This window comes from Sphingomonas qomolangmaensis (genome assembly GCF_024496245.1).
GTDB classification, from domain to species: domain Bacteria; phylum Pseudomonadota; class Alphaproteobacteria; order Sphingomonadales; family Sphingomonadaceae; genus Sphingomonas; species Sphingomonas qomolangmaensis.
Genome location: NZ_CP101740.1, coordinates 1636163 through 1649664 on the forward strand (window position 1 = coordinate 1636163; position 13502 = coordinate 1649664).

Annotated in this window: 7 protein-coding genes and 1 pseudogene; 2 read left to right on the top strand and 6 right to left on the bottom strand. The window is 66.9% G+C overall.

What is annotated here, in order from left to right:
- Positions 1 to 16 precede the first annotated feature (16 nt).
- The gene (locus NMP03_RS07705; protein ID WP_256507894.1) at positions 17 to 1120 is read left to right on the top strand and encodes a sensor histidine kinase; all 1104 of its coding nucleotides are present in this window, start codon (positions 17 to 19) and stop codon (positions 1118 to 1120) included.
- Positions 1117 to 1722 carry a response regulator transcription factor gene (locus NMP03_RS07710; protein WP_256507895.1) on the top strand — a complete coding sequence of 202 codons (606 nt, stop codon included), beginning with the start codon at positions 1117 to 1119 and terminating at the stop codon, positions 1720 to 1722. Before NMP03_RS07705 ends, NMP03_RS07710 begins: the two co-directional genes overlap by 4 nt.
- A 367-nt stretch (positions 1723 to 2089) precedes the next feature.
- On the opposite strand, the pseudogene NMP03_RS07715 reads toward NMP03_RS07710, so the two are convergent.
- The 6 genes and pseudogenes from NMP03_RS07715 to NMP03_RS07740 form a co-directional block, all read right to left on the bottom strand.
- Positions 2090 to 2515: pseudogene (locus NMP03_RS07715) on the bottom strand (DDE-type integrase/transposase/recombinase); the annotation flags it as partial.
- Positions 2516 to 2664: 149 nt separating this feature from the next.
- Positions 2665 to 3105, bottom strand: a complete 441-nt coding sequence (locus tag NMP03_RS07720; RefSeq protein WP_256507897.1) for a hypothetical protein — start codon at positions 3103 to 3105, stop codon at positions 2665 to 2667.
- Between the two features lie 155 nt (positions 3106 to 3260).
- The gene (locus NMP03_RS07725) at positions 3261 to 3983 is read right to left on the bottom strand and encodes an IS6 family transposase (RefSeq protein ID WP_406698375.1); all 723 of its coding nucleotides are present in this window, start codon (positions 3981 to 3983) and stop codon (positions 3261 to 3263) included.
- A 366-nt stretch (positions 3984 to 4349) separates the two neighbouring features.
- Complete coding sequence (locus NMP03_RS07730; RefSeq protein ID WP_256507898.1) at positions 4350 to 6677, bottom strand: peptidoglycan-binding protein; 2328 nt, start codon at positions 6675 to 6677, stop codon at positions 4350 to 4352.
- Between the two features lie 24 nt (positions 6678 to 6701).
- Entirely contained in the window at positions 6702 to 12839 is a 6138-nt protein-coding gene (locus tag NMP03_RS07735) for a S8 family serine peptidase (protein ID WP_256507899.1), read from the bottom strand.
- A 69-nt stretch (positions 12840 to 12908) separates the two neighbouring features.
- Positions 12909 to 13478: a PASTA domain-containing protein gene (locus NMP03_RS07740; RefSeq protein WP_256507900.1), complete on the bottom strand. Its 570-nt coding sequence runs from the start codon at positions 13476 to 13478 to the stop codon at positions 12909 to 12911.
- Positions 13479 to 13502: the final 24 nt, after the last annotated feature.

A 13502-nucleotide genomic window follows, 5' to 3' on the forward strand; every position in this document is an offset into this window, starting at 1 on the left:
AGCGACCATCGCCCATATGCAACCGAGCGCGACTCCATGGGTTGGCGGCCAGCGCTGGTACCAGCGCCTGGCCGACGTTCGTGGCCCATGGATCTGGCTCGTCTATCTTCCCTTGTTCGGCGTGCCTTGGCTCGGCAATCCGCCGGGCACGCTCGACCTGGTCGTGTCCGCCACCGGGCTGGCGCTGTTTCTAGCTCTCTACATCTACGCCGCACGCGTTTCGGGGCGGCGGATCATCGTTTCGGCGATCCTCATGATGGCGCTGGCGCTCGCGATGATCCCGTTCGGGGGCAATTGGACGGTGCTAGCGGTGTACGCGTGTGCGACGGCGGCGGAGCTGCGGCCCGCGCGCCATGCGGTGCGGCTCGTCGGCGGGCTGATGCTGGTGTCGGTCGTCGCAGTGATCGGCGGGGGCCTGCCTTGGTATGTCGCGGTGATGGTGCCGCTGTTCGAAGCCATGGTCGTATACGGCAAGATGGCGGGGCTGGCGCTTGGTGAAAAGCATGGGGCGCTCCTGCGGGCGCAGGAGGAAGTTCGCCTGCTGGCGCGAGAGGCCGAACGCGAGCGGATCGCGCGCGATCTGCACGACCTGCTGGGACGTACGCTGACGTTGATCGCGCTCAAATCCGATCTGGCGTCGCGCCTCGCCGATACCGATCCCGCCGCGGCCAAGCGCGAGATCGACGAAGTGGCCCAGGCTGCGCGCGCCGGGCTGGCCGAGGTCCGTGCCACGGTCGCCGACATGCACCACACCGGCCTGGCGCGCGAGATCGAGGCATCGCGCGCTGCGCTGCAGACCGCGGGCGTCGCGTGCACCGTCACCGGTGAGGAACTTGCGACCGCCGCCGCCAACAGCGCGGTGCTTGCGATGGCGCTGCGCGAGGCGATCACCAACGTCATCCGCCACGCCGCCGCGACGAGTTGCACGATCGCGCTGCAGGACGACGGAACCGCCGTCGCGCTGATCGTGTCCGACGATGGCCGAGGCGGCCAGTTTCGCGAGGGTTCGGGCCTGCGCGGCATGCGCGCTCGCCTTTCGGCGGCGGGCGGACGGCTACGCGTCGAGGCGCGTGGTAGCGGCACCCAGGTCACCGCCGCGGTGCCGGCGACAGTGGCATGATCCGCATCGTGATCGCCGAGGATCAGGCGATGGTGCTCGGTGCGCTGGCTTCGCTGCTCGCCTTGGAGCCCGACATCGCGGTGGTCGGACGCGCCCCCGACGGGGTGAAGGCGCTCGATATGGTGCGATCGCTCGGGCCGCACGTGCTGCTGTCGGACATCGAGATGCCCGGGCTGACGGGGATCGAGGTGGCGGCGCAGCTAGCGCAGCAACGCTCGGCGACGCGGGTGCTGATCGTGACGACCTTCGGCCGCGCGGGCTATCTGCGCCGCGCGATCGACGCCGGCGTGTCGGGCTATCTGCTCAAGGACAGCCCCGCCGATCGACTGGCCGACGCGATCCGCCGCGTCGCCGCGGGCGGCCGCGTTATCGATCCGGAGCTCGCCGCCACCGCGGCGTTCGCCCCGTCGGACCCGCTTTCCGATCGTGAACGCGCGATATTGCGGCTTGCGCACGACGGCCGCTCGAATAAGGAAATCGGCCGCTCGCTCGCGCTGTCGCCAGGGACGGTACGCAATTACCTGTCGGAGGCGGCGGCCAAGCTGGGGGCATCGAACCGGATCGAAGCCGGTCGAATCGCTCGCGATAGTGGTTGGCTTTGACCGCGCCACCTACGAGCGACGCGAGCTAGACGGATCCCGGCGGTACTGACAAACGAACCAGCATTTGGTTCGTTAGGGCTCCGCTCGGGAGAAGGACGCATATTCGGCGGACCGTGAACGCGATGCAGGCCCACATCAAACGGGGAATATAGAATGCTTACGAGCGCTCGAATTGGCGCTCGAACCAACCTGGATAGGTACGGTGCATTAGCTCTGACAGTACGCGTCAGCATCGTTCGCAGGCGTATCACTCGCGCCAAGCCGCGCCTCAAGCACACCAGCATCAAAGCCGGTCAAGGCAGCGGTGCTGTCAGTCTAAAGCGAACCGCTCGCCACACGATGCGCCTCGGTCTTTGAGCGCGGCCACCTAGCTTGCCAAGAACTGCCACTCCGCCAGTGCGGCGGAGCGTCGTTCGCGATAGGTTTGTCGATCGACGAGGTAACGTTCCAGGCTGAAGTGGTTGTGGATGTTGGCGTGGACCGACGCGAATTTGTGCAACGTCTTCATCTGCCTGAAGCGGAGCATCGCCGGCTCTCGTCGTCGGAATGGCAGGTGCGAATTCTCCGCCCGATTGTTTGCCCAGCGGCCTACCTCCTGGCGATCGCGGCAACCGAGATCGTTCGTCGCCGCACCGTAGCTGCACAGGCCGTCGGTGGTGGTCGCGGCGGGTGAACCGCGGCGCTTGAGCGCCTGCTTCATGAAGGTCAGCGCCGCCCTCTTATCGCGGGTCTTGGTGACGTAGCTCTCGAGCTCCTCGCCCTCCCGATCGACCGCTCGCCAGAGGTAGGGACGCGGCATCCCCCTTACCCGCCCCCGATTACCAACCGGTGCATTTGGTGAGGACACGCTGCGGATACCGAGCGAAATGGCGCGGTGGAGCGTTCCTGAACATGTCCACGCCGCGCCGAAGCAAACGGTGGCAGAACCGTCCGTGGCGCCGATTACTGGCCGGCGGTCTGCTTCTCGAAATCAGCCTTCGTCACGTTCAGCATCAGCTTGCCGTTCTTCATGCCGAACACATCGGCGGGCACCATCGCGCGTATGCTGCCCGACAGAAGCTGGACGCCTTCGGGCTTCACGGCCTCGATCGTACCGAGCATCGCACCGCCGGAATCCAGCACGACCGCGCCGGTCATCAGGTCGGCGGACGTCGCCTCAACAATGCGGTTGCGCTTCACCCTGCTGCGGTCGACGCGGCCCGTCGCGCGCTTTTCAGCACCGACATCTTCGACGATGGTGTCATAGGCATATTGCTGCTGCCGGTCAGAACCGACGTCCACCGTCGGATCGGTCACGCCGGCAATGCTGTCGGGCGCCCCTGCCTGTGCATGGGCGGTGCCGGTCATAATCAGCGGTGCCGCCAGTATCGCGATGATGTGCATTCGTCCCATGACTACCTCTCCAACCCGCCGCGGTTTCGCGTTATCGATGCAATGACATACGCGCACAAGCAGCGACCGAAAAGCCCATCCGGGTGCTGTCGATCGAACGCGAACCGCTTTCGGCACGATGCATTTCGGTCTTTGAGGGCAGCAGCCTAGCTTTCGAGGAGCTGCCACTCCGCCAGTGCGGCGGGGCGTCGTTCGCGGTAGGTCTGTCGATCGATCAGATGGCGCTCCAGGCTGAAGTGGTTGTGGATGTTGGCATGAACCGACGCAAATTTTTGCAACGTCTTCATCTGCCTGAAGCGGAGCATCGCCCGCTCTCGTCGTCGGAATGGAAGGTGGGAATTCTCAACCCGGCTGTTAGCCCAGCGCCCGACCTCCTGACGATCGCGGCAACTCAGTTCGTTCATAGCGGCGCCATAGCTGCGCAGGCCGTCCGTGGTGATCGCTGCTGGTGAACCGTGGCGCTTGAGCGCCTTGTTCATGAAGGTCAGCGCCGCCTTCTTGTCGCGGGTCCTGGTAACGTAGCTCTCGAGAACCTCGCCCTCGTGGTCGACCGCTCGCCATAGGTAGACCACCTCGCCATTGAGCTTCACGTACATCTCGTCGAGGTGCCAGCCCCAGTGGCGAAAACCGCGCATCCGGTTCACCCGCTGACGGCGGACATCGCCGGCGAACATCGGTCCGAACCGGTTCCACCACATCCGCACTGTCTCATGGCAGATGTCGATGCCGCGCTGGAAAAGCAGGTCCTCGACATTCCGCAGCGACAGCGGAAACCGCACGTACATCATCACCACCAAGCGGATCACCTCGGGCGACGAACTGAAACGGCGGAACGGGCTAGGCGGCAAGGCCCGGGATTTGCGGCTCAAGAATGCCGCCTATCACCCGTCTGCCCAGGCTGCCACGTTGGTCTGACAATGCCCTGCAAAGTCGAAGACGCAACGAATAGGCCGCGCCTACCGCCGAGCTCGGCTAGAAAAAGCTATCGATGGTGCTGTCGGAGCTAATTCACCGCCCCTATCCCAGTGGTTCATGGCCTAATTGGTGCGCTCGCAACCACCGTATGTTCTCCATTTGATGTTGACCTGTATCGCGTTCACGGCCCGCCGAATGTGCGTCTTTTTCCGAAGCGAAGCCACAACGAACCAAATGCTGGTTAGTTTGACGGTACCGAGCGGCGCATTAGCTCTGACAGTACTCTCGGCATTCGGCATTATGGTGCTGAGCATGCGCGGTCACGGCGCGGCAGGGTCCACCAGTGTGTCCCGAAGTATCCCACATTGCGGCGGGAAGATGTCGCTTCCTTCGTTGGGGCAATAGCGCAGCACCCGCGCGGTCGTCGCCGGACGCAGCCATAGCGCGGCGGAGGCAACGCCGTCGACGAAGCGCGAAGCGGGCAGCGATAGATGCTCCGACCACAAATCCATCCGCATCTTTTGCGCAAAGCTTCGGGCGGTCGCCGAGGCGGGAACCCGGTCATCGAAGACGAAGGCATTGATCTCGGTATCATGCTCCCAGCCGCGCCGGTTGCAGTTGGCCGATCCGATCACCGCCAGTTCGTCATCGAACACCCAGCATTTGGCATGGACATAGGTATGCCTTCCGAAGGTTGGCACGAAACGCCGCGATCCCGAAGCGCAGGGCGGCGGGGCTGCCGGAATCGGGGGCGTCACCAATTGGAAGATCCGCACCTTGGCCGCCTGATCGGCCGGCAGCCCGCTCGACAGCGCCTCGATGAACTCGCGCCGCAGCGTCCAGATACACGGGGTGTCGCTGTTGATGTCGGTGGCGGCGATCACGATCGTCAGATGCTCGATATTGGGCAACGCCGCGCGCAGCGCCCGCGCCGCTTCCAGGTTGATCAAATATTGCTCCTCCATATAGATGAAGCGGCGCGCATGACGGATACCGGCGAGCAGCATGGCCCGGATGTCGCGCTCGCGGGGCATGCCCGAGCCTCGGCGCGGATTGAAGGTCCGGCCGATGACTACCGAACAACTGCTGGGGGTCGAACTGCTGGTCGGCGTCAACGGTGCGGCTAATCCACTCGGCGCAGCAAGCCCGCGCCCCCGCAACGGCGCGCGCGACTCGATCGCGCGACTTGCCGGGTGATGGTCCCAGCGGGTGATGAAGGTGCCCAGCAAATCCGCGCTTGCCGGTCCCTCGACACGGCAATGCACGTCGTGGAGCGGGTTGCCGCCGCCCCCGCTCAAACTTTCGGCGTCGCTGTCACCGTCGAAGTTGGTTTCGAAGCTTTCACGGGCGCGCCGCGCGACACGGATCGGCCCCGAGGGCTGCGTCGGACACGCGATGGTGGAGGGCAGGATCCGATCGGGATTGACGTCGAGCCCGCCGCAAAAACCCACCAGCCGTTCGCCATCGCCTACGACCAGCAGCTTCTGGTGATGCGAGCCAAGACTCAGCGTCTCGCCGTCGATGATCGCCGCGCCGCCGGGCAGTGCATTGATATGGTCGGCCGATGCCTGCGTCTGCGCACGTTGCGCGCGCATATGGATCGCGGCTTCCCAAAATGCCGCGCGGACTTGTACGCCGTCCTCGGCGGCTTTTGCGAGCAGCCGCTGTAGCTTGCTGTCGGGATCGCAAGTGATCATGTCGAAATCGTCAACGCAAATCCAACCGAGCAGATAGATGAACGCACGACCCCCGCGGACCGAGCGGATCGCATCGACCATGGCGTTGTAGCCGCCGAGCATTGGCACAGCGGGGTTTTCGGCATCGACGAGATGCCGGACCGCGTTGCCCGTCCTGATCGCCGTGCGTGGACTGATGACGCGGGCCAATAGCGGCCCCCACCGCGGCGGGTCTAGCGGCGAGTGAAACGGCGGTGGGCGGTCGCGACCCGGGGAGGGCGGCGGGGGAAAGGCGAACGGCGCGATGACGTCGACGCGGCGACTACGCGCCGGATCGCCCGGCACCGGCTCGCTCTCGCCCCGCGACGACGGCGTGAAAACGAAGCTGAAGCGGCGCCCTGGGCCTTGACGCCGCAGGCTGGCATCGATCGCTTCGGCAACGGCCTCGGCGCGGCGCTGGCCAAGGCCGGTATTGGCGGTATCGTCACCCACCGGGTCGGCGTGCCCGACCAGCGCCAACCCGTCGATCGGTGTCGGCGTGTCGAGGCTGGCGAGCAGGCACGCGGCGATGCCATCGATCTGGGGCTGATGATGCGGCTCGATCTGATGCCGGCCGAAGGCGAAGCGATCGAGCGTCTGGCGGACGGGCAACCCGGTGCAGGTGGCCCCGGACACGGGCACCGCGGTCGGGCCGGTGGCCAGCGCCGCACGGATCGCCGCCATCGTCAGCGGGCCGGCCACACCGTCCTGCGCCAGGTTGTTCCGCGCCTGAAAGGTCCGCACCGCGCTCCGGGTCGCGTTCCCGGCGATGCCATCGACCGCGAGGCCGGCACCGATCAACTGGTTGAGGGTCGATTGAAGCCAGCGCACACTGGCGTCGCCACCGGCGGCCTCGCCGTCCCAGCCGGCCAGGGGCGCGGCCCAATCGACCGCGCTCGCGTCGCCTGGCCAGCCTAACTTGGAATACATCATCGCAGGCGCCCCTCTCGTGTTCGGTCAGGCCAGTTGGAAGTGCATGAAGTCTTTGCTGCTGACCCATCCGCCGCCCCAGCCGAGCCCGGCTGCGATCAGCGCCTCGATCAACGCCGGATCGAGCGTGCAGAATCCGTCGCTGGCATAGCGATCGAGGCGCGCGCGGGTGGCGCGATCGGCCAGCGCGCGCACCACGTCGGGCATCGATTGCGCGCTCGCCCAGGCGGGGGTGAAGTCACGCTGAAACTGGGTGCTGAGTTCGCGCAACCTGGCCGGGGTGCGTTCGCGCCGCAGATCGGTGCCGGTGACTGCCTGGATCACCAGAAAGTCGCGCGGATCGCGCATATGCGGGTTGGTGCGCGGATTTAGATCCATCGCTCGGCCCAGCGCGTGAAGACTCAGCGTCTGGTTGCCGGCGATGCGGCGGATGTTCAATACCCCGAAGCTCGTGACCGGCGGATCGAGCCTCTGGCCTTGCAGTGCAGCTTCGGCTGCGCGCAGGGGTTCGACAAAGCCGCGATGCCCCATCTGCCGGCGGCCAAGGAAGGTCAAACCGGTAATGTTCGCCGCAAGATAGGCCGCCGCGTCGGCAACCCCGCGACGCGCGAACAGTGGAGCGAATTCGAGATAACTGGCGAAGCTTCGACTGAAATAGCCATGAATGCCGGGGTTGGCTTCCCATTGCACCCGCGCGGCGGCCTCGTCGGGTGCGGTGACTTCGCCTAGATGAAGGTCCGATCGCGACCCATCCCTTTGCGAAACGGGCCGCGGACGATGCTGAAGCTCCTGCGGCGCGCGCGGCGGCTCCGCTGGGGTGCCCGGGGTCGGGCGGGACGCGCCGGCGGGGGCCGACAATGTCAGCATCGCGCGCATCAACCCCAGCACGCGATCGCGATAGACCCCTCGGCCATAACCGCCACTGCCGCTGATCTGCCGGCCCATCCGGTAGATCGAACCCGACCGGCCAAGCGCCTGCTCAACGCCGACATCATTGAGCACGTCGGCCTGGCGGCTCATATGGTGATAGCGGCTGACCCCTGCATGGAAGCGCAGCCCGAGCCCCAATGTTTCGGGTACCGCGAAATACTGGTCCCAGTCGGTATTGGCGCTGATCGTGCAAATTTCCTGCTCGCTCGCAGCAGACCAGCGCGCGGCAAGTCCCTGGAGCGCGGGTTCGGGTCCGCGATAGCCGCGGATGAACGCCGCGTGCCGCAAATAGCTGGCGCGGCCGGTCGTCTGGATGATGCCGCGGCCGCGAAACTTGTAGAAGTCGGTCTCGCGGACGAACGCGGTGTCGGGATCGTTCTCGCGGGTCGAGAATATGGCCTGCGGATAATAGTGGCTGTTCCACGCGCCGTCGAAGTCGCTGCCGCGATTGGCCAGCTCCCGTGCGCCCCCCAGCGCGCCATGCGCGCGCACAAAGACGGCGTCGTCGAACAGCGACCCCGCGGTTCGACCCCCGCTCATGTGGTTATAGCTTGCCTTGAAATGGCCGGGGCGCAGCTCGATCCGATCGAAAAAATAGGCCAGCCCGGGGTGCCGGCCTCGCGCATCGGTACGCCCGCCACCGCCACGTCCGCTCGATTCGGTCTTGCCGGCGAAGTCACCATCGGTTTCGTTGAGCACGATGGCGACCAGCGCCGAAAACTCGAGCAACGAGATTCGCGGCCGGTCATAGGTGGTCGCCATCCGGTCCCAGAAGCCGGCAAAGCGTGCGCGAGCGCCCGCGCTGGTCGGCACCCGCAGCGCGCCGCCGCGACCGCGCGTAAACGGACCCTGGCCCGACAGCATCCGGTTGAACCAGTCGGCAAAGCCGCCGGCGCTCGCGAAATAGGCCTCGAGCTCGGCAGCACTGCCGAATTCGCGCGCCGCCAGCGCGTCGACCTCGCTTTGGGACAGGCCAGCGGGCGGTGTCGGCCCCACCTCGGTCGGCACCTCCCACAGTTCGGATTCGGCCCCGCCCCGCCGCACCGGCGCGTTCCCGCCACTGGCTAGCTGCACCGCTGGATCGGCAAGCAGCCGCCAGCCGTAGCGGCGGGGGATCTCGTTGTGCGCGGCCGCCACCGGCTCCACCCGCCACCTGCGGGCTAGCGCCGGGTCGTTCGCGGTGATGCCAGCCAGCGCCTGCTCGACTTGCCGGCTGTGCGCCGCGGTTCCTTCGCCGGCGCGATAGAGCACCCGCAACGCCGCATTCTGGACGCTGGCACCGCCAAGCCTGGCCTGCGCCCAACGGATCAGCGGCGTTGGCGCGCCGTACAAAGCGTCGAAGCAATGGACTTCGTCGGGGTCGGTGTGCGGCAATAACCGCATCAGCGCCGCGCCGCCGCCTGAATGACAGGTAAGGATCAGCCGCCCCGGCTGGACTATTGTCGTATTGGTAGCGGCGGCGAACCTGGCGAGCGCAAGCGCGATCAGCCGTCCCAGCGCACCGGGCGTGGTCAGCGCGGGAAAGTCATAGCCCATTCCCGAACGTCCACCGTAGAAATTGCCACGGGGCAGGATGGCGAGCAACGGCGACGACCGCCCGGCGCTTGCGGGGTTCACGGGGTCGACGAAATCAAGCCCCGAATTGGGCAATTTGTCGCGGTCGATCCGCATTGCCGCACCGCGCCCCGAAAAGCCGTGCAGATGGACCAACACGTCGAGCCGCTCGGGGAGCGAAGCCATCGCGTTCCACCGCAGCACCAGATCGGGTGGCGTGCCGCGGTGCGGCGTCAATAACGCGATGCGCGGCTCGATGATCTCACCTGCCGCAACGCCATTGCTCTCGGTGCTATCGCTGCTCGGGGCCGCCCGGGTCCGCAGCGGCGGCGAAGGCGAAACCGCGGCGCTGGTCGCCTCGAGCAACGCGAGCGCGCGCCATGTCGCCGCACCGACCACGCCATCGGCACGCGGAACGATACCGGCGGGCGCAAGCGATTGTAGTGCCAGCACCGCGGCGCGCACGCGCGGGCCGTAGGAACCGTCTTCCTGCAGCGGCATGTCGCCGAGCCCCATCAGCCCCCGGCGCGTCCGCACGGCATCGAGCGCGTTGAGGCGTCGCTGCAGTTCGACCACCGCAGGCCCGCGCGCGCCCGGACCAAGCGCAGACTCGCCCGCTTCGAGATCGCCGGACTCGGCAGCCTCATTGCCGTCGCCGGCTACCAGGCGTAGCAACATCGTGTCGTTGAGCATCAGATCGGCAGCATTGGCGACGCGCCGTGCGAAGCGATCGTCCTCCCCCCGCCGCACCGGCCATAGTTCGACGACATGCACATAACGGCCCGGCGATGTACGCGGGTCGCTTTCGGGACGGAGCCCGAGTTCGAGGGTGCGAACCCCCGAAGCAAAGCCAGGTGCGGCAACGAAGCCCAACTGAGTCCAGCCATGCCCCGGCACCGTCCGTAGCAGCAGGTCGCCGCGGATAGGACTGGTCCTGCCGATCGGCTCGCCGGGCCGAAGCAGCACGCGCACGCGCCGGCCCAGCAGTGACCGGACATCGCCGCCGCGCGCGACATCATTGAACAACGCGGTGAGCGAAGGCGCCAGGCTCTCGGCGTCGCCGGCTTCGACGCCCATCGCCTCGCTCAAGCCGGTCAGCATTTCGGTCGACGATCGCCATGTGCCGTCGGCACGCCCGACCGCGGCCATCAGTTGTTCGCCGGCGTAGCGGGCGTCGACCTCGGAGAAGTCGGCGGTTGCGTAGGATGCCTCGATCGCTTCGATCGCCGCGGCCTCGGCGATGGTTGCTTCGTCTTCGGCAGCATCGCCGTCGCATTCGGCGCAGCAGCCCGAATCGGCTTGCTCGAGTTCGCCGCTTTCGGCCGCGAGTTCGGTCGCCACGACGACAGGGTCGGCCGGCAGATCGAGCGCTGTCGTGATCGCCGGCTCCTCGGGTCGTGTCGCGGCCATCGGCACCGGTATCGCCGGCACCGCTGGTGCGGGGGGCGCGGGCGCGGGTGCAGGCGACGAAAGCGGGATGCTCAGCGCGAAGGGGCTCGAACGCCCGCCCAGCGGCACTGCCAGCCCCAGCCCGCCGCTACCGCCGATCGGAATCTGAAACTGGAACGGCAATCCACCGCCGCCGCCGCGCCGTGGACGCCGCCCATGGCGCATAGGCCGCGCGCCTTGTGCCTCATCGTCGCCATCCCCGCTCACCTCATCGCTGTCGTCGCGGTAGCCGTCGCCGTCGTCGGCGGCGCCGTCTTCGAAATCCCACTTGCCACCCTCTGCCGTGTCCCCATCACCTTCCATGACCGGACCAATCGCGTCGTCGGCTTCGGACGGCGTCATTTGGGCGATCGCCTCGATCGCGGCTGCCTCGCTCTCGTCGTCGGCGTTGCAGGCCAAGTCCTCGTCCTCGGAGCTGTCGAAATCCTCTTCCATCTTAACCTCCTGAGGGGGGGCGCCAGAAATCAGCGTCGGGGTGTCGATCGCGCGGGCCGCCTTCACCGCGGCCACCGCGTCACAATAGCCGGCGCCGAGCCGGGTCCGTTCGGTGGCGGGCACCGGTTCAAGCGTACCGAACAGCGCCGCGCGCGTTTCGTCGATCTGCAAGCGCCGCGGCGCTGCTGCGAACATCAGCGCGATCACGCCTGCTACATAGGGCGCCGCCATGCTGGTGCCCGACATCCGGCTCGAGGGCGGGGCTTCGCGGCCATCGCGCGGCATCGAGCGCACGCTGAGCACCTGCACGCCGGGCGCCGAACAGCCGGGGCGGGCCGTGCGGCCATCTCGGGTCGGTCCGGCGCTCGAGAAGCGCCCCGGCGCGCGGTCGGTGCGATGGGCGTCATAGGCGGCGACCGCGATGGTGCGGTAACCGTTGCAGATCGTCCCCAGCGTCGTCGCGGTGTCGACCGCATGGTCGGCAAGGCGCAGGCGACCCGCGCCTGCCGGATCGCGCTCGATCCAGACGTGCAACCGGCCGTCGCCGATTGCCCGCCCATGACCGACGAGCTGCCATCGCCCCGCCGGGGCGCCGGCATAGAGAAACAGCGATCCTTGGGAGTCACCGTTATTGGGGTCGTTCAGGCGATTGTGGAGCCGACCGACGACCCGGCCTTGCCAGATCACATCGGCCCGGCCGTCACCCGCGACCGGGGCAATGGCTATGCCTCCCGGCCCGGTCAGCGACAGGTCGATCGCATCGCCTTTTTTGTACCATAGATCGACCTCGGCGGGCCGCGAACCCACTGCCAGGTCGAGGTCGAAGGCGTGAGCTTCACCCGGGTCGAGCGTGATCGAGGCGTGCGCGGCTTTGGCGAAATAGTTGCCGCAGCTCATTGCCATCGCGCGACCCGGCTGCTCGAGAAGCATCGCGTCGAGCGCCTGTTCGGTCAGCGTCTGACCGTCGTGCTGACCCGCTTGTCGGCCCAAGCTGGCATTGAGCACGACCGGTCGATCGCCAGCGACACGCAGGACCAAATCGCAGCCCTCGATCAGATCGGTCGAATCCCCCAGCGGCTGGGGTCCTTGCGGAGTGCGGGTTGTGAGGTCGACGAAGATGAGATCGGCGTCCGATGCCAGGCCGGCGAGCCCGCCCGGATATTCCGCACCGGACGAGATGCCCATTGTATGCGATCCGTGGCTCCCCGACCCGCGATCCGATGTCCACCAGCGATAGCCCAACGCTGCGCGCGGATCGGGGGCGGTGAGCGCGTGGTCGATCTCTTCGCGCGTGAATATTCGGCCAAAGCCATAATGGTTCGGCCGCGCGGCGTCGTATCGCGCGCCTTGGTCCCACAAGGCCAGCAGCCGCGTCCGCCCATCGGGGCGACGGAACGCCGGATGTGCAAAATCCAACCCCCAATCCAGATGCGCGACGACGACGCCGGCTCCGGTTGGCAATTCCCCGTTCCGCCGTACATCGGCGGCCCGGAACGTTACATCGCTACTGGCCTCGACGCTCCACTCCTCATCGTCGGCGGCGTTGTTTTCGGCAGCGGTGTCAGGGGTTGGGGTGTCGGGGGTCGGCGTGTAATATTGCGGCCGCTTCATGCTGGCGACCTGTGTTCGAACCGCGGCAATATCGCCGCGGCGGAGCCGGCACGTAGCGATCAACCCGAAGCGCGCGATGACCCGGATCGGTGCCGGCACTCCGCCGCCCTCGCGCAGACGGACGATGACCGAGACCAGTTCATCCGGGCCACCTTCTTCCGCAAGTTCGAGCAGGGCGCTTTCCACGCTGTTCTCCTGTCGGCGACGCGCGCCGGGTGCGCGGACGTCGCGCTGGATCGCTTTGCAGCGCGGCGGTCAGGCCTTGGTCTGCCCCTTGTTACCTGCGGCCAGCAGTTCAAGTGCGCGATCGAGTCTCTGCTCCATCGCGCTCAACCGCTTGTCGATCACAGCCGTCACACCATCGAGGCCGGCCTTGAGTTCGGCTTCGGTCACCTGTTCCTCGTCTGCGACGGCAGCCGCCACCGGCGATTTGGCGACGTTGAGTTCGACCACCGCGCCCTCTGGCACCAGCTCGGTGGATGTACCCGAGGGGGATTGGCGCAGCACCCGGCCGAGCAAGGCATCGTCGGTCGCGCGGTTGTAGCTGACTCGCCACTTCAGCTTCGCGCCCTCGAGCGTCTTGACCGCTTCATCCTCGAGCTTGTTGACAACATCGGGCACCTTCACCAGCGCCGGCCCGATTTCGCCCGACGCCGCTGAGGCCCTGGACGCAACGCGCCGATTTTCGACCGCGACGATGGCGGGTGCCAACGCTAACGGTCCGTCGATGACGAGCGCGGCAGCGGTCATCGCGATGCTGTCCTCGGGGGAAAGGCCGCCCTCGCGGCACACCACGCTTGCCGCAAGCGGCATGAGAAAATCCATGTAAGCCTCCTCTTGCTAGCTGCG